The 21699-nt window shown below is 55.5% G+C and carries 23 protein-coding genes; 9 read left to right on the plus strand and 14 right to left on the minus strand.

What is annotated here, in order from left to right; all coding sequences use genetic code 11:
• Positions 1-25: 25 nt before the first annotated feature.
• From AC2AXP_RS10530 to AC2AXP_RS10545, 4 genes are all read right to left on the minus strand, one after another.
• Positions 26-955, minus strand: coding sequence for a LysR family transcriptional regulator (locus tag AC2AXP_RS10530; RefSeq protein WP_004961030.1), 930 nt, complete (start codon positions 953-955; stop codon positions 26-28).
• Between the two features lie 419 nt (positions 956-1374).
• Complete coding sequence (locus AC2AXP_RS10535) at positions 1375-2115, minus strand: GIY-YIG nuclease family protein (protein WP_484381630.1); 741 nt, start codon at positions 2113-2115, stop codon at positions 1375-1377.
• 256 nt (positions 2116-2371) lie between these two features.
• Complete coding sequence (locus tag AC2AXP_RS10540) at positions 2372-3112, minus strand: SDR family NAD(P)-dependent oxidoreductase (protein WP_004961022.1); 741 nt, start codon at positions 3110-3112, stop codon at positions 2372-2374.
• A gap of 3 nt (positions 3113-3115) precedes the next feature.
• Positions 3116-4036 (minus strand): NAD-dependent epimerase/dehydratase family protein, encoded by a 921-nt coding sequence (locus tag AC2AXP_RS10545; RefSeq protein ID WP_004961020.1) that lies wholly within the window; start codon positions 4034-4036, stop codon positions 3116-3118.
• An 89-nt stretch (positions 4037-4125) separates the two neighbouring features.
• On the opposite strand from AC2AXP_RS10545, the gene AC2AXP_RS10550 reads away from it, so the two are divergent.
• Entirely contained in the window at positions 4126-5010 is an 885-nt protein-coding gene (locus AC2AXP_RS10550; protein ID WP_430299260.1) for a LysR family transcriptional regulator, read from the plus strand.
• A gap of 503 nt (positions 5011-5513) precedes the next feature.
• On the opposite strand, the gene AC2AXP_RS10555 is transcribed toward AC2AXP_RS10550, so the two are convergent.
• The 5 genes from AC2AXP_RS10555 to AC2AXP_RS10575 form a co-directional block, all read right to left on the minus strand.
• Entirely contained in the window at positions 5514-5867 is a 354-nt protein-coding gene (locus tag AC2AXP_RS10555; protein ID WP_198773018.1) for a nuclear transport factor 2 family protein, read from the minus strand.
• A gap of 322 nt (positions 5868-6189) precedes the next feature.
• Positions 6190-6702: a GrpB family protein gene (locus tag AC2AXP_RS10560; RefSeq protein WP_039991919.1), complete on the minus strand. Its 513-nt coding sequence runs from the start codon at positions 6700-6702 to the stop codon at positions 6190-6192.
• Positions 6703-6935: 233 nt separating this feature from the next.
• Positions 6936-7160: a LysR substrate-binding domain-containing protein gene (locus tag AC2AXP_RS10565; protein WP_449145577.1), complete on the minus strand. Its 225-nt coding sequence runs from the start codon at positions 7158-7160 to the stop codon at positions 6936-6938.
• A gap of 165 nt (positions 7161-7325) precedes the next feature.
• Complete coding sequence (locus AC2AXP_RS10570; RefSeq protein WP_004961006.1) at positions 7326-7832, minus strand: SRPBCC domain-containing protein; 507 nt, start codon at positions 7830-7832, stop codon at positions 7326-7328.
• 2 nt (positions 7833-7834) lie between these two features.
• The gene (locus AC2AXP_RS10575) at positions 7835-7981 is read right to left on the minus strand and encodes a hypothetical protein (RefSeq protein ID WP_004961004.1); all 147 of its coding nucleotides are present in this window, start codon (positions 7979-7981) and stop codon (positions 7835-7837) included.
• 128 nt (positions 7982-8109) lie between these two features.
• On the opposite strand from AC2AXP_RS10575, the gene AC2AXP_RS10580 reads away from it, so the two are divergent.
• Entirely contained in the window at positions 8110-9021 is a 912-nt protein-coding gene (locus AC2AXP_RS10580) for a LysR family transcriptional regulator (protein WP_004961003.1), read from the plus strand.
• 15 nt (positions 9022-9036) lie between these two features.
• Here the strand turns inward: AC2AXP_RS10580 and AC2AXP_RS10585 are convergent, their stop codons facing one another.
• Positions 9037-9840, minus strand: a complete 804-nt coding sequence (locus AC2AXP_RS10585) for a DeoR family transcriptional regulator (protein ID WP_004960999.1) — start codon at positions 9838-9840, stop codon at positions 9037-9039.
• A gap of 367 nt (positions 9841-10207) precedes the next feature.
• On the opposite strand from AC2AXP_RS10585, the gene AC2AXP_RS10590 reads away from it, so the two are divergent.
• The 7 genes from AC2AXP_RS10590 (at position 10208) to AC2AXP_RS10620 (ending at position 17995) form a co-directional block, all read left to right on the plus strand.
• Complete coding sequence (locus AC2AXP_RS10590; RefSeq protein ID WP_004960997.1) at positions 10208-11482, plus strand: D-tagatose-bisphosphate aldolase, class II, non-catalytic subunit; 1275 nt, start codon at positions 10208-10210, stop codon at positions 11480-11482.
• Between the two features lie 22 nt (positions 11483-11504).
• Positions 11505-12650 (plus strand): SIS domain-containing protein, encoded by a 1146-nt coding sequence (locus AC2AXP_RS10595; protein ID WP_039991917.1) that lies wholly within the window; start codon positions 11505-11507, stop codon positions 12648-12650.
• A gap of 20 nt (positions 12651-12670) precedes the next feature.
• Positions 12671-13543: a tagatose bisphosphate family class II aldolase gene (locus tag AC2AXP_RS10600; protein ID WP_004960993.1), complete on the plus strand. Its 873-nt coding sequence runs from the start codon at positions 12671-12673 to the stop codon at positions 13541-13543.
• Positions 13540-14520: an N-acetylglucosamine kinase gene (locus AC2AXP_RS10605; protein ID WP_484381631.1), complete on the plus strand. Its 981-nt coding sequence runs from the start codon at positions 13540-13542 to the stop codon at positions 14518-14520. The genes AC2AXP_RS10600 and AC2AXP_RS10605 overlap by 4 nt, the downstream gene beginning before the upstream one ends.
• Entirely contained in the window at positions 14510-15418 is a 909-nt protein-coding gene (locus AC2AXP_RS10610; RefSeq protein ID WP_004960989.1) for a DMT family transporter, read from the plus strand. The genes AC2AXP_RS10605 and AC2AXP_RS10610 overlap by 11 nt, the downstream gene beginning before the upstream one ends.
• Before the next feature lie 179 nt (positions 15419-15597).
• Positions 15598-16860: a glycoside hydrolase family 27 protein gene (locus tag AC2AXP_RS10615; RefSeq protein ID WP_484381632.1), complete on the plus strand. Its 1263-nt coding sequence runs from the start codon at positions 15598-15600 to the stop codon at positions 16858-16860.
• Between the two features lie 130 nt (positions 16861-16990).
• Entirely contained in the window at positions 16991-17995 is a 1005-nt protein-coding gene (locus AC2AXP_RS10620) for an OmpG family monomeric porin (RefSeq protein ID WP_004960985.1), read from the plus strand.
• A 20-nt stretch (positions 17996-18015) separates the two neighbouring features.
• Here AC2AXP_RS10620 and AC2AXP_RS10625 read toward each other — a convergent pair whose 3' ends face one another.
• The 4 genes from AC2AXP_RS10625 to AC2AXP_RS10640 form a co-directional block, all read right to left on the minus strand.
• Complete coding sequence (locus AC2AXP_RS10625) at positions 18016-18501, minus strand: hypothetical protein (protein WP_004960983.1); 486 nt, start codon at positions 18499-18501, stop codon at positions 18016-18018.
• Positions 18502-18615: 114 nt separating this feature from the next.
• Positions 18616-19395 carry an AraC family transcriptional regulator gene (locus AC2AXP_RS10630; RefSeq protein WP_004960981.1) on the minus strand — a complete coding sequence of 260 codons (780 nt, stop codon included), beginning with the start codon at positions 19393-19395 and terminating at the stop codon, positions 18616-18618.
• A 16-nt stretch (positions 19396-19411) separates the two neighbouring features.
• Positions 19412-20779: an MFS transporter gene (locus AC2AXP_RS10635; protein ID WP_484381633.1), complete on the minus strand. Its 1368-nt coding sequence runs from the start codon at positions 20777-20779 to the stop codon at positions 19412-19414.
• 14 nt (positions 20780-20793) lie between these two features.
• Entirely contained in the window at positions 20794-21690 is an 897-nt protein-coding gene (locus tag AC2AXP_RS10640; protein WP_004960978.1) for a diiron oxygenase, read from the minus strand.
• Positions 21691-21699 lie beyond the last annotated feature (9 nt).

Here is a 21699-nt window from a genome sequence, read left to right on the forward strand (position 1 = left end):
AAATAGCTGCGGAGGAACTTCAGTGTTATTCATTCGGTAACAATCCGTCGGTTTCAGCCGTTCTGCTGGCAAAAATTTCGCTAAACCAGTCGATAAAGACACGTACCTGAGGGGAAAGATAGCGCCTGTCCGGATACATCACTGACACAGGCTTGGAAACTGAAGGATACTGCGTCAGGATTTCTTCAAGCTCACCGGAAGCAATATGCGCGGCAAGGGCGTCACTGGAAGCCTGGATAATCCCCAGACCGGCCAAGGCACAGGACAACAGAATATCAGAGTTATCTACCAGCATGCTGCTGGCAGGGCGCAGTGAAACAACCACCCCATGTTCAATAAACTTCCACTCCATCACCTCACGACTGTGATCGCTGAAGAAGTTAACTGCCTGGTGCTGTTCCAGTTCTGTCAGCGTTGCCGGCTTCCCATACCGTTGCAAATAGGCGGGGGCAGCGCAGGTGACCATCCTGATTTCCCCAAGACGTCTGGAAATAAAGCTTGAATCTTGCAGCTCCCCCAGGCGGACCACACAGTCCACGCCTTCGGCGATCAGATCGGTTTTTTTATCCGATGAAACCAACACCACGTCAATATCGGGATATAGCGACTTGAACTGCGCCAGATGGGGAATAAGGAGGGTATGAGCCAGCGCCAGCGGAACATCAAGCTTGAGCCGTCCACGCGGTGGCAAGGTTGATGAGTAATTGGCCATCATGCCATCAACTTCAGCCAGAAGGTGTTTGGCACGCTGGTAAAACTCGTCGCCTTTCGTCGTAACACTCAGCTTGCGGGTGGTACGATGGATGAGTTTTACTCCAAGTTCGTCCTCTAGCTGCTGTATCGCTTTACTCACTGCGGGCCGGTGCAGCTGCAGAATATCAGCAGCTTTGGTGAAGCTGCCCTGCTCAACCACCTGTATAAAAATGCTAATATATTCAATTATGTTAGAACGCATATCACTACCGTAGCCCCCTCCTCTACGAACCAAGCCAGGCCGTTTTATCATTCAGATTCACTTGCCTCGGCATCTGAAAGCTTATGTCGGCAGGAAATTAATCATTGTTCTCACTTTGTGAATTCTAACCCATATCCTTCAGAACTGATCCAAAGAACACTCAAGGGCAAAGTGAGCCAAGCATACCTGTGTTCACAAGTCTGCTTCCGACCTGTTGTGCTGCGCTTCCAAGTCCGCTTCTGGCACGGAGCAAACTTGAAAGCAAAGCCATAAGGTCTGCTGCGAGCGAGGAGCGGAAGTTCGCTGTTTACTACTACCGGATGTGCTTTGATAATATCTGCGTATTTAATTAACGGCGAGCAGGTCACCCAGCGGAACGTTTCAGGTTGATACGACCGTAAGAAGGAAGAAACACTCTTTCATTTTAGCTTCATCATGTTTTGTGTGATCACCTCGAAAGGTGCAACGTCACCAATTGTGTAATTGAGTTGAAAATACTGTCTAAGCTCAACGCCCCCCATAATGCGAGGTGAACCAGACTGATTGGCAGTTCGGTTAATCATTGCAGTGATGGAAGACATGCCATCACGAAGAACAATCTTGATGTTCTCACCGTCTTTACCAAACTTTTGAGAACTTACTACCGGCACATTGAAGAATCCTCTACGCCAGTACGTATCTGTCATGTTGAAAGTGAATTGTTTAATACTACTGTGTGTGATGATTTCAGCTTCAGTTGATATTACTTCTTCACTCCTCAGTTCTGGCCTCTGAATTCCATTCCATTCAGGACTAATGGCACTAATGATTGAATCCTCAAGACCAGCAGCAAGATTCAAGTGAAATTGCCCGTAGTGCATCAGTCCTGAATCTGGAAGCACTAAGATATCAACGGCAACTTTATTAGATAGCATCTCAATGATGTTAACGTTATTTTTTATATTCGTAGATTGGGAAGGGCCTGGACGTGTATAATGGTACATCCTGTTACGTAGTCGACGAGTGGTTTTACCAACGTATTTTACTTCACCATCACAAACAAATGCATAGAGGTTGTTCTTAACATCTGTGAATCGGTCATCAAGATGGTACTTCAGGCTGCCGTCTATAATCTGCCAGAATCCTACCTTGATAAAACCAATCTCAGTCAAACGATTCATGTTAGGGTTCCATATGGGGAGAGTAAAAGCATTATACATGCTGAACTCCTCACCGTAGCTTAAGTTTGATGTCAGTAACGTCCGTTCCTGGCACAAAGCGGACGTGCTTGAAAGGCCATGGGGTCCGCTGTGAGCGAGAAGCGGACATTAGCGCTTTCAGCTAATAGCCACAACATTGGCTTTTTAGATATCTGGCGTTGCCAATTAAACCTCATGACGCTGGCATGGGCCGAGCTAGATTACAGGCGCTACCTTTTCACAGCCGCATCAGGCCACCGTCAACCACCAGAGTTTGTCCCGTAACAAAACGCGCATCTTCACTGGTGAGGAAAGCGACCGGCCCGGCGATATCGGCTGGCGTGCCGAGCCGCTTAATCGCCTGCATCATGTAGACCTGTGCCTTCTGCTCGTTCGGCATGCTACTCGCACCTTCCGTGTCGGTAATCCCCGGATGGACTGCGTTGACGATGATGTTATCAGCCGCAAGCTCATTGGCGAGAGCGCGGACCAAACCGACCCCACCCATCTTAGACGTAATGTAATGGGAAAAGCCCATTCCGGGCGGTGTCACCATGCCGACTGCGTTAGAACCAACGGCGACGATCGCCCCACCACCAGCCTTGCGCATCAGCGGTACAATCGCTCGGGCGCCGATCACGTGTGCATCGAGGTTCACTGCCATGACACGATGCCATTCATCCTGCGTCATCTGGTCAAGCCCGGCGATCGGGTAAATGCCAGCCGCATGCACCAAGATGTCGGCACGGCCGAATTTCTGCTCTACCTCGGTGGCAACCCGCCGCCAATCTGCCTCATTCGTCACGTCAGCGGCGATGGCAATCGCGCCGTTGCCAATCTGGGCTGCTTCCTCCCTAGCATCCTGGCGATTGACGAGGATGATTTGCGCGCCGCGCTGCGCCAAAAGATTGGCAATGCCGCGCCCGATGCCCTGCTTACCGCCGGTGATAATAGCGACCTTGTTTGCATGTGTCTTCATGGGTTATTTCCTCGGTTGTAGATTTGCAAGCGCACGCAGTCGTGGCTCGCCCACCTGTGACAGAAAATCGAATTGGTTTGGCCGCCAGCCCAGTTCGGCTCGTGTCCGCGGATCGCGCGAGCGGCTGCATGCTGACAGCAGTAGAGCTCCAAATGGGCCAAATACCTCGGTCGCCTCCCCCATCGTCAGGCTGCGCGTGTTAACCCCCAGGTCACGTGCCACGGCCTCGGCAATCCAGCGGTATGGAATTTCCCCGGCTGCGGCGTGGTACAGCGCGCCAGCCTGTCCGCGTTCGACGCCAAGGGAAAATAGCTGGGCCAGATCGGCGCTGTACACATGGGTATAAGTGGCAAGTCCGGAGCCGATGTAACAGGCAGCGCCGGTGGCGGCAACGGAGCGGTACACGCTCGCTACAGGGCCATTGTCGTCTGGCCCCCAAATCACCGGGGGACGGATTACCATGCTTCGCAGACCCTGCTCGACAGCAGCGCGGACGATGCCCTCTGCCTCTACCCGGGGAAGTGCCAGTGGCTCCGGCAAAAAAGGATCGTCTTCGGCAAAGCTATCGGGGCTCCACGCCCCGCCCGTGCGTTGCATGAAAACGCCGCTACCCGACAAGAAAATAAACGTCTTGCCACTTCCCGCAAGTGCACCGCACAGCGTCCGAATAATGGCCGGCTCGTGCTCGAAGGCAACCTGGGCGGCGTAGATTGTGACTTCCGCCGAGCGTGCCGCAGCGAGCACGGGAGCGACATTGACCTCAAGATCACCGCGAACCACAGCGATACCCATAGTTTTGAGAGTGGCCGCAGTGCGATCGGTTCGCGCCAAACCGACCACTCGTTGCCCATCCGCCAGGAAATGTTTTGCTAATGTGCCGCCGACAAATCCGGATGCGCCAATGATGAATATATTTTGTGACATGAATGGCTCCTTTGCTTGTAGCCTAGGACCTATCGATATCTCTGAAAAGCCTATATTATTAGATACGAACCATATAAGGAGTAGATACTTTGCTGAACGGCATTTCCCTGGACTACTTGCGGACTTTCGTCGCTGCCGCAGACCACGGCAGCTTTTCAGCGGCTGGCCGAGTGATCGGGCGGGCGCAGTCGGTGGTAAGTCAAACCATCGCCAGTCTAGAGGGGCAGCTCGGCGTAACATTATTTGAGAGGGTTGGCCGTTACCCCAAGTTGACGGTTCAGGGAACAAACCTGTTGGCTGATGCGCGCCGCGTTGTCATGGGAGCTGACGCACTGACAGCCAAAGCACGTAGCTTCTCCGCTGGCCTGGAGTCCGAACTGTCAATCGTCGTCGATGTCATGTTTCCGCACCGCTGCCTTACCGATGCTCTCGGCAGCTTCAAGGCGCATTTCCCTTCTACTCCGCTTAGACTCCATGTCGAGGCTTTGGGCCGCGTTGCGGAGCTGGTGATCAAGGGACAGTGCAGCCTCGGCATTACAGGAACACTGCCGTTCCTACCACCGGGGCTTGCGGCCGAACGACTATTCAACGAAGAAATGATAACGGTTGCGGCACCGGGATCACCCTTGGCCGGTAGAAATGGCCCTATTGCATTTCGGGAACTGTTGGATGAAACACAGCTCGTGTTGACCGACCGTTCTTCGCTGACCAACGGGGTGGACTACGGCGTACAAGGCAAGAACATCTGGCGACTAGCTGACCTTGGTTCAAAACATGCTTTCTTGCGCGCTGGTCTTGGGTGGGGGCATATGCCGCGCTGGCTGATCGGTGAAGATTTAAAGGAAGGCCGTCTTGTACGCATCGAGTTGGAAGGACCATCGGCAGGCCTATTACCTTTTCAAGCTATCTATCCAAGCGATCGGTTACCTGGCCCCGCAGGTAGGTGGTTATTAGAGCGATTTCAACCGGCTTAGCCGTGTAAGGGACCTCGATTGGCTCACTGACCTGCCCCCTATTTATTAACGTTCCAGGCTGTAAGTTACGTCTGACTCGAAGCAGCGGTCTGAGGAAGCATCAGAGCTGCTATGAGCGAAAAACGGACACATTTATCAGACATTCCAGAAATCACATTAAACGATGGTGTAAAGATTCCACAGATTGGTTTCGGTACCAGGGATCTTGCTCCTCGCGACAATACCCTACAAAGCATGAGGTTATCAGCGTTAAAGATATCCGTATTAATTGCCTTAACATTAGAACTAATAAAAATGGTGCGAATACTAACTCAGTGCTTAATTTATATAAAAATCATTCAGAACAATATTTTGAAAGTATTTAACACATTAATTTTTAATTGAATAGGCTATGTTTTAATACAGTATTGATATTATAAATTTTTTTAAGGGAAGTTATTGCGCTTCCCTTAATGCACGCTTTAATAAATTTGAAAAATATTCATGCAAGGTATATATGCATTTTATTCAATAGGCAAATTGTGCTGTTTTAAGAAAGATAGCTTATCCCAATAGCCTCTTTGAAATATAATTTTATCATTTACTATTTGAAAAAAACCGCAACCTCTCAAACCTAATGGGGCACGCCACTCTAAAATTGCCCATTGTCCATCTTCGAAAATGTTTTCAACGATACAAACCATTTCTGGAATAGAAAAGTCTTGTTCAAACATTTTCTTTATAGCCTCTTTCCCAATAACTGGCTCATTGGCTACCTGATGGTTTATTGCATTATCATCATATAATTGTGAAATAGTTTCTACATCTGCATTATTAAATGCGTCAACCCATTGGCAAATTATTTCTTTTGGCTTCATATAAATTACCTCCAGACCTGTAAAATATTTCCTTCCAATAGCATAACATCAAAATCTTATCAAGCTCAAAATTTATTTAAAGCACAGGGAAACTCTTAAAGTGCAATAATAACTCTGACCTGCTCCCCACAAATTGATGCAGATAGATGTTAGCAACGTCCGCTCCTGGCGCGAAGCGGAAGTGCTTGAAAGGCCATTGGGTCCGCTGTGAGCGAGGAGCGGGCGTTTCATAGCGCATATAGGCAGAGTTGGCGGGCAAGTTACTCCCTAAAATAGGGCATTTGCATTATGTTAAACAAAACATCAGTGACAAACTCAATATCTATCGTTCCAGATCAATCAGCGCAAGTTGCAGATGACGCTCTATAAAGTTCGTTTTTAATGCGCTATAACGATGCGCATCGTTCTTACATAGCAATGCTGCTGTACGCTTTATCTCAGCGTAATCACTGGCAATATCACTGTTTTTCCTCAGATAATCGCGGAAAGAAAGATGTTTTAGTATCTGAATGTCCCCTACTGAAAACGCATGCACTTGATGGCTACGCTGATCTCCCCCCTTAATGAAGTACCGGCGTCCTGCAATGCCGTTTTCACCGCGAGCAACGTATCCGGCGTCGACCATTGCAGAGTTGCATTTATCCAGTTGGTTGATATCGACAACTTCCAGAAGTATATCAATCACTGGCTTTGCTGAGAGGCCTGGCACTGACGTACTGCCAATATGATGAACCTTCCTAGCCACGTCACCAAGCAATGCTTGTAGCAGAAAATTTTCAGCGTTAAACATAGCAGGCCATTTTTCATCGTATGGCTCCACAACGATTTCCCGCATGAATGCCTCCTTCTTTTCCGTCAAATTATTAGCATAAGAGTAGCTAAAGTATATTGAGGCGACAACGTCCGCTCCTGGCACAACGCCGCCAGCGACACGGAGCACCAGAGATCGACAGAGTGCTATGAGCGAGGAGCGGAAGCCCGCAGTTTGCACGACATTAAACAGGGTATGACTTGAATCCACTCGGGACTGTAGTGGCTTACTGAGTAGGGTTACCTTATCAGGGATATTTATAAATTCTTTACTCTGAGAAAAGCGATCAATTCTGTCATTGCCGGACTCAGTGAATCCGGTGTTTTATAGCAAATGCAGATTCGTCGCCGTGCCCATTGGTCGGTTAGCGGCAATACAGGGTAATGAAATTTTTTACTGAAGCGTTCAGCTACGGATACAGGAAGAACTGCTACGCCAATACCGCTACTGACCATCTCGCAAATCCCTTCAAAACTGCTCATTCTGATGCGGCACGCGCCAGCCCTTCAGCGATGGCTCGGCCAATGCCTGCGGTGGAGCCACTAACGATAGCCTTTTTGCCATTCAATTCGATTTTCATCTCCGTTTCTCCAACGTCGGTACCGGGGCAATCTGCCTGACCAACCGGCCAGGCAGCGTGAGCCTCGCTATGCGCGTTGCTGCTCGGCAACCCGCGCTTCTGCCGCCTGGGCCAAGCGTTCAACCCATTCCTGGTGATAACGGTACAGCGCACCAGGGTGTTTGCGACCGAGCGTTTCCAGGAAGAACTCCCCTTGCTGCGTCTCTTCGGTCAGCAGATGACAGCCGTCCGGCGTTGGCGTGATAACCCAGCCGTGATAGGCACTGGAGTGCGTGCTGTCACCGTCGACGGTTGCCGACCAGGCGATCCTGCGGCCCGGCACATACTCCGTTACCACCAGGCTCATCGGAAAGCCCACCGTCACGCGGTGGAATGTCGTGCCGGCCTGGAGCTCGCTGTCGCCGGAGAGGATTTTTACCCGATCTTCCGGCGGGAAATAGCTGGCCCAGTTTTCAGCGTTGACCAACAGCGCCCACACCACCTCTGGCGGGGCTTTGATATCAATATCATTGAGCGCATAGATAGGCGAGATTCTTGGATCGAACTGCTCTGGCCAAATTACATGGTCGTACATGGTTAGCTTTCCTTTTTGAAAAGGTCTTGAAAAATAAGCGGTGCCCACCGTTGTTCTCTTGCCTGCACCAGCACTCCGCCTTCGGCAATCTTGCCAAGACTGACCGGCGCGTAGCCGAGCCGTTGCACCAGCGCGGCCACGGTCTCCACTGCGGCATCATCATCCCCTGCCAGGGGGATCGCGCGCCGCCAAAGAAAATCCTAATGATTGCCAATACATCTGAGAAGACGGTAAATTGAGATACCAACCATCGTTATTTGAGATGTAGGAACGGCTAATGCTTGATGGCGTCTCTCTCGATCAGCTCAGAACTTTCATTACCGCCGCGGATGAAGGCAGTTTTTCGGCGGCGGCGCGGAAACTCAACCGGGTGCAGTCGGCGGTCAGCGGCTGGGTCAGCAGTCTGGAAGATCAGATCGGCGTGATGCTGTTTGATCGCTCGGCCAAGTTTCCCAAGCTGACGCCGGCAGGCGTGCTGTTACTGGCGGATGCGCGCAATATCGTCGCCGGCGTCGACACGCTCAAGGCGCGGGCCAGGCAGATGACCTCCGGGGTTGAGGCCGAACTGTCGGTGGTGGTTGACGTGTGTTTTCCAACTTCGGTGGTCAGCGCGGTGGCCAAAGCGTTTGCCGTTCGCTTCCCGTTGACGCCGCTGCGCCTGTTCGTCGAAGCCCTGGGCGCGGCCTATCAACCGGTGCTGGATGGCCGTTGCAGCCTGGGTATCCTACCGCCGTTGCCGCAAACCTTCCCTTCGCTGCTCAGCGAACGGCTGGGAGAGGTGCCGTTGGTCGCGGTGGCGTCGGCCAGTCATCCGCTGGCCCGTTTCGCGCGCCGCATCCCGCGCAGCGAACTCAGCAAGCACCGGCAACTGGTGCTCTCGGACCGTTCGGAACTGACCACTGGTCGAGATTTCGCCGTCGCATCGCCCACGACCTGGCGTCTGGCCGATCTGTCAACCAAACATGCCTTTCTTAAAGACAACGTCGGCTGGGGAGGCATGCCCTTGCATATGGTGGAAAAAGACATCGCCGAAGGTACGTTGGTGGTGCTGGATGTGGATGATATGCCGCGCACCGGATTCGTATTGACCATGTCGGCATTTCACCGCCCGTCGCAGCCGCCCGGTCCGGCCGGGGTCTGGTTTATCAATCAGTTAAAGGCCGAATGGCGACAGCCCTATCTGGTTTAGCCTGCCCGCTGCCGGTTAGTCGTGTTCAACCAGCAGCAGCTCCACGCCCAGGGCCTCCAGCCCTCTGCGCATCTCGTCGGAGATGGCGGTGTCGGTGATCAGCACGTCGATACGCGCGGTGTCGATAATACGATGCAGCCCGACGCGATTGAACTTGCTGGAATCGGCTACCGCGATGATGCGTTTGGACACCTCGCACATCCGGCGATTGAGGCGCGCTTCATTCTCTTGATGAGTGGTAACGCCCTGACTCAGGCTCAGGCCGTCAACCCCGAGAAAAAGCATGTCAAAATGGTAATTGTCCAGTGACAGTTCGGCCTGTGAACCATAGAACGACTGGGAACTGCGGCGCAGATGCCCACCGGTGACCAGCAGTTCGACTTCCGTGGCATCCAGCAGCGCATTGGCAACGTTCATACCGTTGGTCATGACGATAATTTCTTTTTTGTCCCGTAGCTGCTGCGCAATTTCGTAGGTCGTGGTGCCGGAATCAAGAATGATGCTGCTACCGGTAACCACCATTTCGGCGGCCTTGCGGGCAATGCGCTGCTTTACCGCCAGGTGTTCGGTTTGCTTGGCCTCAATGCTGCGTTCGCTGGCCATCACCGGCGGTTCACAAATCAGCGCGCCGCCGTAGGCCCGGGTGGCAATCCCCCGCTTTTCCAGAAACGCCAGATCGCCACGGATGGTGACGGTTGACACGTTAAACTGCGCCGCCAGCTCGCTCACCTGCACCGCTCCCTGCTGTTTCAGCAAGGAAATTATTTTTTCCCGCCGCTCACTGGTACCACGAACGCTTTTTTTATCACTCATGCTCATCGTCTGAAATGACCCATTACACCGTCAGGGTGGTTGAAGATAAATCACTGGGTAAAAACGGCCGTCGCGCAATGCTATGCCAACCGTACGGCCCCCCTTCCCTTACGAACCCTACCATATTCGCCGCCAAACGACGATATTGCTCAATGCTTTTGCTTTGTTTTCTTTTCCTTTCCGGGTAATAACCGGCATAAACCCTTCGTTACCTTTTCACTACCGTCTCATCAAAAACAAAACCGCGATCACAATACTTACACTTTCTTTTCATTGCGACACTGACCCTATTGATCTTTCTTTTCGTTTTTACTAACGTCGCTTTTAGTTTACTAAACGCCAAAAAGAAACAAAACGAAAGAAATGAGGATATATGACACGCTTAACCGAGCTGATTGCAAGGCATAAACAAGGCGAACATATCGGGATTACCTCGGTCTGTTCCGCTCACCCCTGGGTGCTGGAGGCAGCAATGCTGCATGCACGTCAGCAGCAGATGCCGTTGCTGATTGAAGCCACCTCGAATCAGGTTGATCAGCATGGCGGCTACACCGGCATGACACCGCAGATGTTTCAACAGCAGTTACGATCGCTGGCGGAAAAACTGGATCTCGATCCGGCCCAACTGGTGCTGGGTGGCGATCATCTTGGCCCCAACCGCTGGCAACATCTGCCAGCCAGTCAGGCGATGGCGCAGGCGGCGGTGCTGGTTGAGCACTACGTTGCCGCCGGCTTTCAGAAAATTCACCTCGATTGCAGCATGTCCTGCGCCGACGATCCGCAGCCGCTCAGCGATCGGACGGTTGCCGAGCGCGCGGCACAGCTGGCTTACGTTTGCGAACAAACCAGCCTGAAGCTGTTTGGCAAAAGCGAGGTGGTATATGTGATCGGCACCGAAGTTCCGGTGCCCGGCGGTGCGCAAGAGGCCTTGGATACGCTCGCCGTCACCCAGGTTGCCGCGGTGGAGCATACGCTGGCGGCACACCGGCAGGCCTTTGCACGCCAAGGGCTGGCGGATATCTGGCCACGGGTTATCGGGCTGGTGGTGCAACCGGGCGTCGAGTTTTCGCACCATGGCGTGGTGGATTTCCAACCCGAACCAGCGGCGGCGCTGAGTCGCTACGTCGCTGAGCAACCTCACCTGGTATTTGAAGCCCACTCCACCGATTACCAGTTGCCACAGGCCTACCGCAGTCTGGTACAGGGGCACTTCGCCATCCTCAAGGTCGGCCCGGCGCTGACCTTCGCGCTGCGCGAAGCCTTGTACGCGTTGGAGAACATGGAACGCGAACTGCTACCGGCGGCGCAATGCAGCGATCTGCGCGCCCAGCTTGAGCGGGTGATGTGCCAGCGGCCGGACGCCTGGGAAAAATATTATCACGGCAACGAACGGCAACGGTATTTCGCGCGGCATTTCAGCTATTCGGATCGTCTGCGTTACTACTGGCCCGATAGCACGGTGCAAGCGGCGGTTGAACGCCTGCTGGACAACCTTGCTCACCAGCCCTTGCCGCTGCCGCTGCTGAGCCAATACCTGCCGCTGCAGTATCACCGCGTGCGCGCCGGACAACTGCCGGCCGATGCCCGCAGTCTGGCGCTGGATTGCATTACCGATGTTCTGCGCGCTTACGCCGCAGCCTGCCAGTGAGATGGCTATTCAGGAGAATTATATGTATCAACAACCCACCGCTGCCTGCTGGACCGAGCGGGAAATTCGTCAGCAACCCGAGGTGTGGCTGGCCACCGTCGACGCCATCGAGCGGCAACGCCAGGCGCTGGAGAGCTTTCTGACTCCATTGCTGGCGCGCCCCGGCCTGCGGGTGATACTGACCGGCGCGGGATCGTCCGCATTTATCGGCGATACGCTGGCGCCGATGCTGGCTCGCACCCTCAACGCGCCGGTGCAGTCGGTCTCTACTACCGACATTGTCAGCGATCCGGCCGGTTTTTTGCCCGCCGATAGGCCGCTGCTGCTGGTGTCGTTTGCCCGTTCGGGATCCAGCCCCGAGAGCCTGGCTGCGGTGGCGCTGGCCAACCAGCATAACGCCGACAGCCACCACCTGCTGATCACCTGCAACGCCGAAGGCGATTTATACCGCCGTCATCATGACCAGCCACGGGTATTGGCGTTAGCACTGCCCGCCAATACCTGCGATCGCGGCTTCGCCATGACCAGCAGCATGAGCAGCATGATTCTGGCCTGCCTGTGTGCCTTTAACGTTGCTGGCATCGACCCGGTCGCAGTACAGGCGCTGGCGCAAAGCGTGGCCGCCTTGCTGGAAGCAACGCGTGACGTGACGCGCTCGCCGTTACAGACCGCCGATGCGCAACGGGTTATCTGGCTGGGCAGCGGCGCACTGCGTGGTATCGCCCACGAAAGCGCGTTGAAACTGCTGGAACTGACCGCCGGGCAGACGGCGGCGTTCTATGAGTCACCGCTGGGCTTCCGCCACGGTCCCAAGTCTCTGATTAATCGGCAAACGCAGGTTATCGTCCTGATGTCCAACGACCCTTACACCCGCCGTTATGACGAAGACCTGCTCAATGAGCTGCGTAACGACGGCGTGGCCTGTCGGATTGTGGCGCTGGCCGGCAGGCCGTCGGCGGAGATCGAACGGGGTGAGCATATCTACCTGCCCAATGCGCAAGGCTTCAACGATGGCCAACTGGCATTGGGGTTGCTGGTATTCGCCCAGCTTTATGCCTTGGCGCAATCGGTGCATTTCGGCATGACGCCGGACAACCCTTCACCGGAAGGGCGAGTCAACCGGGTGGTACAAGGGGTCACTATCTACCCTTGGCACGCGCAACCATAGCCTCAGGAGTGAACAACACCATGGCGATTATCTCAACCAAATACTTATTGGCACAGGCGCGTAAACAGGGCTGGGCGGTCCCGGCGTTCAACATTCACAACGCAGAAACCATTCAGGCGGTACTGGAAGCCTGCCGGGAACGGCAATCGCCGGCGATCCTGGCCGGGACGCCGGGCACCTTCCGCCATATCGGCTGTCAGGAAATGCTGGCGCTGGCCGCAACCTACGCAACCCGTTATCAACTGCCGGTGATTTTGCACCTCGATCATCATGAGACCTTTGAGGATATCGCTGGCAAGGTCGACGTCGGGGTGAGAAGCGCCATGATTGACGGCAGCCATCTCCCTTTTGAACAAAATATCCAACTCGCCGCTCGGGTAGTGGCATATTGCCACCAGCGGGACTGCAGCGTGGAAGCGGAGCTCGGACGGCTGGGCGGGATCGAAGACGATCAGGACGTTGACGAAGCGCAGGCATTTTTGACCGATCCGGCGCAGGCGCTCAGTTTTGTCGAGCGCACCGGCATCGACAGTCTGGCGGTGGCGATCGGTACCGCGCACGGCATGTATGCCCAGCGGCCGAACATCGACTTTGCCCGTTTGCAGGAGATCGGCGCACGGGTGGCGATCCCGCTGGTGCTGCACGGTGGCAGTGGCGTGCCGGACAACGACGTCAGGCAGGCGATTGGTCTGGGCATTGCCAAGGTCAACGTCGGCACCGAATTGAAGATTGCCTTCGCCGACGCGGTGAAACGCTACTTTGCGGCGCACCCCGATGCCAGCGATCCCCGTTACTACATGCGTGAAGGGATGGATGCCATGAAACGCGTTATCCATGAAAAAATCACCCTGTGCGGTGCTGAGGGGCGACTGAATGCGGGAGGTGAACGGTGATTTACCTGGGGGTTGACGGTGGCGGCACCAAAACCGCCTTCGTGTTGATCAATGACGCCGGCGATGTGCTGGCCCGCCATGAGGCGGCAACCAGCTACTACCTGAGCGTCGGCATGGATGCCGCGCGCAGCGTGGTGCTCAACGGCATTGGCGAAATCTGTCATCGTGCGGGCATCGCCCCCGCCGATATCAGCTTTACCTTTCTTGGCCTGCCGGCCTACGGCGAAGTGTCGGCCGACGTGGAGCGGCTGGATGCGATAGCGCAGTCGCTGCTGAACCGCGAACGCTATCGCTGCGATAACGACATGATCTGCGGCTGGGCCGCCAGCCTGGGCTGTCGCGACGGCATCAACGTGGTGTCCGGCACCGGTTCAATCGCCTATGGCGAATACCAGGGGCGTAGCGCGCGCTGCGGCGGCTGGGGCGAGCTGTTCAGCGACGAAGGCAGCGCCTACTGGATCGGCTGTCAGGCGTTGAACCTGTTTTCGCGCATGGCCGACGGACGATTGCAGAAAGATCTGTTCTACGATCTGATGCGCGAAAAATACCCCTGCCGCAACGATCTGGACATCTGCGATCTGGTGTTCAACCAGTGGAAAGGCGACCGCGGCAAGATTGCCTCGCTGGCGCCGATCGCCTGTGAAGCGGCGGTCGCCGGCGACAAGCAAAGTCGCGCCATATTCTTTCTGGCGGCCAAAGAGCTGGCGCTGATGGTGGATACGCTGCGTGAAACCCTGCGTTGGCACGCCGATGAAAGCGTACGCGTGTCCTATTCCGGCGGCGTATTCAAATGCGGCGACGTGATTCTGGAGGCCTTTGCCTATGAACTCGCGAAATTGAACGGCAATTATCATATCTGTCTGCCTGAATATCACCCCACACTCGGCGCGGCGATCTATGCCGCGAAACTAAACGGTACGCCGCTCTCTGGGCAGGCGTTGGGCAAACTGTCACTCGGTGAATACAATGGTCAATAACACATCCTGGATCGTTTATACCTTTCTGGTGGTCATTACCTGGGGAGTCTGGGGGGCGTTCAGCGCCTGGCCAACCACCCACTATGGCTATCCCGACCAGTGGATCTACATCATCTGGTCATTAACCATGCTAATTCCCTGCTATTTCGCGCTACGCGGTCAGCGCTTCGATACCTCCGGCACCGCGATTCTGTATGGCTGTCTGATCGGCTTTACCGGCGCCGGCGGGCAACTGCTGCTGTTCAAAACACTGGCGATGGGCGCCCCCGCCTATCTGGTATTCCCAATCATTTCCATCTCTCCTGCCATCACGGTGCTGATGTCGCTGGCGCTGCTGAAGGAACGGGTAAACCGGCTGGGCGGCCTGGGGGTACTGCTGGCGCTGTTGTCGATCGTCATGTTCAGTATCAGCAGCGGTGACGGCGATCGCGACGGCGGCCTGCTGTGGCTGTTGTATTCGGTGGTGATTTGCGTCGCATGGGGAGTACAGGCGTTCTTTATGAAACGCGCCTCCAACCTGGGCGTTGCCGACAGTTCGCTGTTTGGTTATATGACGCTGACCGGGATCCTGCTGGCGCCGGTTGCCTGGCTGATGCTGGCGGACAAGGGCGCCAGTTATCCGTTGATGGCCACGCTGGCTACCGCGTGCATTCAAGTATTGAACGCCGTTGGCGCACTTTGCCTGGTCATGGCGCTGTCGCGCGGTAAGGCCACCATCATCGCCCCCTGCACCAATGCGCTGGCGCCGGTATTGACCGCGGTGATTTCCCTGATCATTTACCAGTCTATGCCGAGCAGCTGGGCAATCGTCGGTATTGTGCTGGCGATTTCAGGTTCGACGATGATGGTCTATTCCGAAGAAAAGCAAAATGCCGCCAAGCTGAGCACCGCCCTATAACACAGCTGGCATGATTAATACCGATCGCGCCATTATTACCGCAGCCGGTTATTTTATTAATGCAGCAAGCGTAAGTTCAGACGTCATTTTTAGATAAAAGGTATTTCAGGATAAACATCGATTCCCTGCGCTGGCGCAGCGAACCGCTACGCCCGTTATCTTACCGGAGCCTTTAATTAATGAAACGCTTACTTTCCGTCCTCTGTTCCATATTACTCAGCGGCGCCGTGCATGCCGCAACCGCAGACCCCACCAGCGCCGAGGCGACCGCCGAACGGGTAACCACGCTGGCGCAAACGCCGCCGATGGGTTGGTCAAGCTGGAACTATTATGGCGACAGAATCAATGAAAAAATTATTATAGACACTATCGATAAAATGGTTGCCAGTGGTTTGCGCGACGCCGGTTATATTTATGTCAATATTGATGACGGCTGGCAAAAATATAAAGGCTCGCGCGCCGACCATCCATTAACCTATGACGAAAAAAAGTTTCCCCGTGGTATTAAATACCTCGCCGACTACGCTCACCAAAAGGGCATGAAACTGGGCATTTACAGCGGGCCGGGGAATTCCACCTGTGCAGGCTACGTCGGTTCCGAAGGGCATGAAAAGCAGGATGCCGCCATGTTCGCCTCATGGGGGGTCGACCATTTGAAATACGACTCCTGCTGCAGCCACCAACAGGCGAGTCAGGCGGTGCTAAAAACGGTGTTTGGCGATATGTCCAAGGCGCTGCAGGCTACCGGCCGGCCGATTGTCTATCATGCCTGCCACTGCGGCTGGCAGAACATTTGGCAATGGGGTAACAGCGTTGGCGCAAACCAGTGGCGCATCGGTCAAGACATCAGCGACGACTTCAATTATCCGGGCAACCGCGAAGGTTACTACTTTGACGTGCTGGATATGATCGACCGTGGCGTTGGCCTGGAAGCCTACAGCGGCAAAGGGCATTGGAACGACTACGACATGCTGGTCATCGGGCTGCATGGCCATTCAAAAGAGCTGGTCGGCACCGGCGCGTCAGACACCGAATACCGCACCCACTTCAGCATGTGGGCGATCCTCAGTTCACCGCTGCTGATTGGCGCCAGCCTCGACGATCTGAACGCCGCGGATATGGTTACCTTGAAAAACAAGGAAATCATTGCGCTGAACCAGGATCCGCTGGGGTTGCAAGCCAAACGTTATGTCAATAACGGCGATCAGCAGATCTTTGCCAAACCGCTCGCCGACGGCTCCTGGGCGGTAGCGTTACTCAACCGTTCGGGACAGACCGCCACCATGACCCTCAATCTCCACCAGGATTTGGATCTGCCCTGGAAAAAAACGCTGGTGCGCGATCTGTGGGCACACCGCGACGTGGCAACCGTGACCGACAGTTACAGCAGCGAAGTGCAATCGCACGAAGCCAAAATGCTGGTTATCCGCAGCGGCTGGTAAACCGCGCACATCGTGGGCCCCCCATTGCGGGTCCACGATGTGCGCCGCTAGATAGACACAGCCCAGGCGCAGGCACGCAGCTGCCTGCAACCTCGACAATAATAAACCGCCTCGCTAGCTGACGAGAATAATGATGAACCAGATAAAGGTCCTCGCCTCGAGCCTGCTCGTATGGGCCGGCACCACCTGCGCCCAGCAGGCTGACGCTGAACACGCCGACAGCAAACACGATCGGCCGCCGCGGCTTGCCGCCCCGGCAACGTCGCCAGCCGCAGAAAAAACCTGGCATATAACCACCGGCCTGTTGATTGAAACGGAAAACGTCGAAGGCCAATCGGATAATAAAGGCTTTTGGGAACCCACCCTGTATCTGGAGGCGGCGCGCGGCAACTGGAGTATCTACGGTTCCTTTTATCAAGAGAACCATAATGGCGCGCACTATTACGGTACTCAGGGACGCAGCGACTGGTTTAATCAGTACGAGATCAATTTACGCTATCTGATCGCCAGCCATGCCGTCTACGACCTCGGCCTGATGGCCGGCGTACGCCATTACCAGTGGCAATATAAACAGCAAGACGGCATAACCCGCTACCAGACGCAGCGCTATACCGTGCAACCCGACTGGGAAATCCGGCTTGGCGACCAGAGCCGTTTTAGCGGCTGGCTGGCGCTGTATCAATATATCAATCATGTAAGGCAGAACGCGCTGACCGACAAGGAACTGGAGGGCGAAACCGGCTTTGGCTACCAGGTCAACGACCTGCTCAGCTTCAAACTCAATTATTATATCGATCGCGGCTGGAATAGCGGCAGCGATCGGCTGGCGGAATTTTCTCAGCAGGAGCTGCGCCTGTATATGCCGTTGACGCTAGCGCTGTGGCACACGCCGCTGACCGTGACCCCTTATCTGCGCCATTCGCTGGACACCGATTACTATAACGTTGAACAACAGCGCAACGACGGCGAAACCGACACCCGCATCGGCCTGTTGCTGGAACAGACGTTGCCGCAGGGCATTGCGCTGAGCCTGGAGTATGCCTATGAACTGCAGCGCCATCACGGCACCGCTGACGATGCGGGCAGCAACGGCAAATATCACTATACCGGCGTAGGTCTTTCCTACGCATTTTAAGCCGATTGGCAGTTGACGGGTTAGCTAACCCACGGCCATAGCGACAGCGTCAACAGGTTGATGCGTAACTGGCTGTGCAACAGCATCACCAGCAGTATCAGCGCTGTGCATGCCATCTGCGCGATCACCGCCTTGTGCAGCCGGGCAGCGTTTTCCGCCCACCCCTCCTGCCCTGGCTGCAACTGCGCCAATGCCGTGGTGGCAGGATCGCGCCAACGCTTTTCCGCCAGCGAATCAATCACGAAAATCGCCACGCTAAGCACAAACCACAGCTGGAACGCCCGGTGCCAGTCTTGCAGCCAGAACAGCGCGATGCCGCTGAGCATTAAGCCCCAGCCGGCAATATTGTAAAACCGATCGGTGGCAGCCAGGCCGTTAAGCAACACGGTTTTATTCTCCGCCGGACTAACGGCCAGACGGGCAGACAACCAGGGGGCAAACAGCAGCGGTCCGGTTGCCGCTACCGCGGCCAAGGCGTGGACTAGTTTGATGATGTCGTAATTCAATGCCGGTTCCTCAATTCATTCAGTAATGAAAGCTAGGGTACGCAACGGCATCGATGGTGAGAATGTTCAATAAGCACAGATTATCGAACGAAACGGACAAACCGGCAGAGCGCTTTAGGCGCTATTATTCAGCCGATAGTCTTGCAGATAGCGACGGATTTCCCCCGGGCATTTACCGGCGACCCGGCGAAACCAGTGGCCGAACGAATCGCCGGAAGATAATCCCAGCATCACCGAAAGCTGCTCATTGGATGCACCCTCCGCCAGCCCTTGCCAGGCGACGGCCAGCAGCAGCCGGTTGTGCCATTCGGTGTAGCGTAACCCGGTATCCTTGCGAAACAGCCGCGCCAGCGTGCGCTCGGTGGCGCCCACCTGCCGGCCCCATTCGGCCAGGCTGCGATGCTGGGCGGGATCGTCGATCAGGCTGTCGGTTACCTTCTTCAACCGGCTGTCGTGCGGCAAAGGCAAGGTAAAGTTACTGGCGGGTTTTTCTTCGATTTCTTCAAACAGCAGCTGCAACATGCTATTGCGGCGCGTTTCCGTCAGCGGCAACGTGGCATCGGCCAGCCGTTCGCACAGCGCCGAGATCAGCATAGAGGCGTCAATCAACTTGATATGCGGGGTGACGGTGCGGCAAAGTTCGGGAGAGATATACAGCACGGTGAGATCGACACGGTTATAGGCCTGCCCCCAATGCAGGGTATCAGGCGGTATCCATACCGCCATGCCCGGCTTCATCAACCAGTGCTGTTCCGAGGTATGCCCGTACAGCACCCCCTGCTTGACCAGCACGAACTGCCCCAACGGATGGCGATGGGGCTCGTTTTCCCCTGCCGCCACCCGATCGAGCACCCGCTCGATAATCAGCGCATCATCCAATGTTGTCGATACCATGCATTCCACATTACCGTTAACTGACCGGGTAAGCGCGAGGCATCAGCAGCGTAAAGCATAGCCCCACCAGCATACTCAGCCCAAGAAGAATAAAACAGCTCTGAAACGCGTCGCTGCCGGCCTGGCGAAGCTGTACCGTCGCCAGCGTATTTACCCCCAGCGCCGCCCCCAGATTACGCAAAAACTGCACGGTTGCCGTCCAGCTAGCCAGGCGATCGGCCGGTGCGCTGTTCTGGGCAAACACCAGCGTGGTGGTGGCGGTAAAACCCATGCCCAGACCGATCAGCAGCAGAGCGCCGGCAATCATCGGCAACTGATGCTGTCCAACCGTCAACGCCATCAGGAATGCCCCACCGGCCAGCATCAACATGCCGAACAGCGCCATGCGCCGATAACCGACCGAGGCCAGTTTGTTACCGCAAAATGCCGCGCCAACTACCCAGCCGAGCGCCGCCAGCATAATCAGCATACCGCTCGACATCAGGCTGCCGGCCTGCTGGCTGAGCGCCAACGGCAACAGCGTCACCGATGAATACAGGCCGGCGCTGGAAAGCAGCACCAAAATGATAACGGAAAACAACGCCCCTCGCCGGAAGAATTGTAACGGTATCGGACTGCTGGTCGGCCGCTGGCGCACACGCAGCATCAACAGTGCCAACGCCGCCAGCGTCACCGCCCACAGGGCGTATTCGGCGCCTCTCAGCGCAGCGGGACTGTCAATCAGCAACAGCAGGCCGCAGGCCAGTACCATCAGCAAAAGCTGCGCCGGCAGATCAAGAGCTGCCTTGCCGTTGCCTTTGCCTACCGGCGGTGTCACAAACAGCAACAACAACGCCAGTGCCCCCACCGGCAGATTGAACCAGAAAATGGCGCGCCAGCCGAAGCTGCTGGCCAGCACGCTGCCCAGTAGCGGTCCCAAAATGGCCGACAACCCCCACACGCCGCTCAACATGCCCTGCATTTTTCCGCGTTTCTCCGTGTCGAACAGCGACGCCAACAGGGAATAAGAGAGCACGATAATGCCACCGGCACCGATGCCTTGCAGCGCTCGCGCCGCAATCAGCAGCCCCATGCCGGGGCTGACGGCGGCCAGCGCCGACGCCGCCAGAAACAGCAGCAGACAGGCCTTGAGCGTAGCGGATACGCCCAGCCGGTCACCGCAAGCGCCGGCCAGCGGCGCCACCAGCGCCACCGGTAACAGAAAGGCGGACATCACCCAGGGATAGAGCGCCGGGTGACCGAGCCGACCGCCGATCACCGGCAATACGGTACTGACGATGGTACTGTCAACCGCCGCCAGGAAAAGCGCGCTGACCACCGCCACTAGCCCCAGGCCCGTTTTTTTTTGCGGCATTGCCGACGCCGCTAATGCATCTTGTTTCATGATTTTCCTGCTGATTAAGCGGCGTGAACCCGCGAGGCCTGAGAAAACTGCTGTACGATCGCCGCCGTTTCATCATCCAGATGCTCATCCACCTTACGGATCATATCGCCAGACTGGACGATCTCGCGGAAACGCAGGGTCATGTCCAACTGGGTTTTCGCCGCCTGGTTGCCCTCGGTGTAGTCGATATCGAACGCCGCCTTTACCGTTTCCGCGCTGGCCAGCGCCAACTGCGTATTCAACGCTTCGGTGTCCTGAATCAGCTGATGCATTCGCTGACGTTCAGCGGCGTTGAAGGTCGGGATCAGTCGGTCAAAAATGGCGTGATCGCACTGGATATGCCGCGCCTCATCCAGGCCGTGAAAATGCAGCAATTGGGTCAGGAAACCGCGTTGCATCGGATCCAAGACCTTGAGGCGACGCTCGAACACCGTAATGATCGACTCGCCCACATAGGCCGTCGAACACAGCGCAGCCAGTTTGATCAACGGAGCATCGCCGTCGTCGTACAGATCCACCCGCTGTTTGAACAGGTTGTTTTCCAGTTTGATATCGCGTCCCGACAGCAAGCGAACATATTGATAGAAGCTGTTGGCATGATTGATCTCTTCCGCCGCAAAACAGGAGAGCGCGTGATACAGGCCATCACCGGCCATCAGCGCCGTGTTGTCGGCCTGTAGTTCACACAGAATGCGCGTCATCACCGTCGCGACGTGCATTTCAATCTCCGCCAGCTGCGCCAGCTCCTTGTACAGATAGGCAACGGCTTTTTGTTCCTGCCCTGCTTCCCCGACCAGCGCACGTGACAGGAAATCCAGCTCGCGATCCGTGGCCGCCTGCTCCCACGGCATGCGGTTGGGGTGCAGATAGTTGAGGTGAGCGTATTGATTGATTTGTTTAAAATGCGTCATGGCAGCGGT

This window comes from Serratia sp. Sp408 (assembly GCF_057180665.1).

What these genes read in the sequence shown, in the direction of transcription:
- AC2AXP_RS10530 (WP_004961030.1), bottom strand. Translation starts at nt 955, where the DNA reads ATGCGTTCTAACATAATTGAATATATTAGCATTTTTATACAGGTGGTT.
- AC2AXP_RS10535 (WP_484381630.1), bottom strand. Translation starts at nt 2,115, where the DNA reads ATGAATCGTTTGACTGAGATTGGTTTTATCAAGGTAGGATTCTGGCAG.
- AC2AXP_RS10540 (WP_004961022.1), bottom strand. Translation starts at nt 3,112, where the DNA reads ATGAAGACACATGCAAACAAGGTCGCTATTATCACCGGCGGTAAGCAG.
- AC2AXP_RS10545 (WP_004961020.1), bottom strand. Translation starts at nt 4,036, where the DNA reads ATGTCACAAAATATATTCATCATTGGCGCATCCGGATTTGTCGGCGGC.
- AC2AXP_RS10555 (WP_198773018.1), bottom strand. Translation starts at nt 5,867, where the DNA reads ATGAAGCCAAAAGAAATAATTTGCCAATGGGTTGACGCATTTAATAAT.
- AC2AXP_RS10560 (WP_039991919.1), bottom strand. Translation starts at nt 6,702, where the DNA reads ATGCGGGAAATCGTTGTGGAGCCATACGATGAAAAATGGCCTGCTATG.
- AC2AXP_RS10565 (WP_449145577.1), bottom strand. Translation starts at nt 7,160, where the DNA reads ATGAGCAGTTTTGAAGGGATTTGCGAGATGGTCAGTAGCGGTATTGGC.
- AC2AXP_RS10570 (WP_004961006.1), bottom strand. Translation starts at nt 7,832, where the DNA reads ATGTACGACCATGTAATTTGGCCAGAGCAGTTCGATCCAAGAATCTCG.
- AC2AXP_RS10580 (WP_004961003.1), top strand. Translation starts at nt 8,110, where the DNA reads ATGCTTGATGGCGTCTCTCTCGATCAGCTCAGAACTTTCATTACCGCC.
- AC2AXP_RS10585 (WP_004960999.1), bottom strand. Translation starts at nt 9,840, where the DNA reads ATGAGCATGAGTGATAAAAAAAGCGTTCGTGGTACCAGTGAGCGGCGG.
- AC2AXP_RS10590 (WP_004960997.1), top strand. Translation starts at nt 10,208, where the DNA reads ATGACACGCTTAACCGAGCTGATTGCAAGGCATAAACAAGGCGAACAT.
- AC2AXP_RS10595 (WP_039991917.1), top strand. Translation starts at nt 11,505, where the DNA reads ATGTATCAACAACCCACCGCTGCCTGCTGGACCGAGCGGGAAATTCGT.
- AC2AXP_RS10600 (WP_004960993.1), top strand. Translation starts at nt 12,671, where the DNA reads ATGGCGATTATCTCAACCAAATACTTATTGGCACAGGCGCGTAAACAG.
- AC2AXP_RS10610 (WP_004960989.1), top strand. Translation starts at nt 14,510, where the DNA reads ATGGTCAATAACACATCCTGGATCGTTTATACCTTTCTGGTGGTCATT.
- AC2AXP_RS10615 (WP_484381632.1), top strand. Translation starts at nt 15,598, where the DNA reads ATGAAACGCTTACTTTCCGTCCTCTGTTCCATATTACTCAGCGGCGCC.
- AC2AXP_RS10620 (WP_004960985.1), top strand. Translation starts at nt 16,991, where the DNA reads ATGATGAACCAGATAAAGGTCCTCGCCTCGAGCCTGCTCGTATGGGCC.
- AC2AXP_RS10630 (WP_004960981.1), bottom strand. Translation starts at nt 19,395, where the DNA reads ATGGTATCGACAACATTGGATGATGCGCTGATTATCGAGCGGGTGCTC.
- AC2AXP_RS10635 (WP_484381633.1), bottom strand. Translation starts at nt 20,779, where the DNA reads ATGAAACAAGATGCATTAGCGGCGTCGGCAATGCCGCAAAAAAAAACG.
- AC2AXP_RS10640 (WP_004960978.1), bottom strand. Translation starts at nt 21,690, where the DNA reads ATGACGCATTTTAAACAAATCAATCAATACGCTCACCTCAACTATCTG.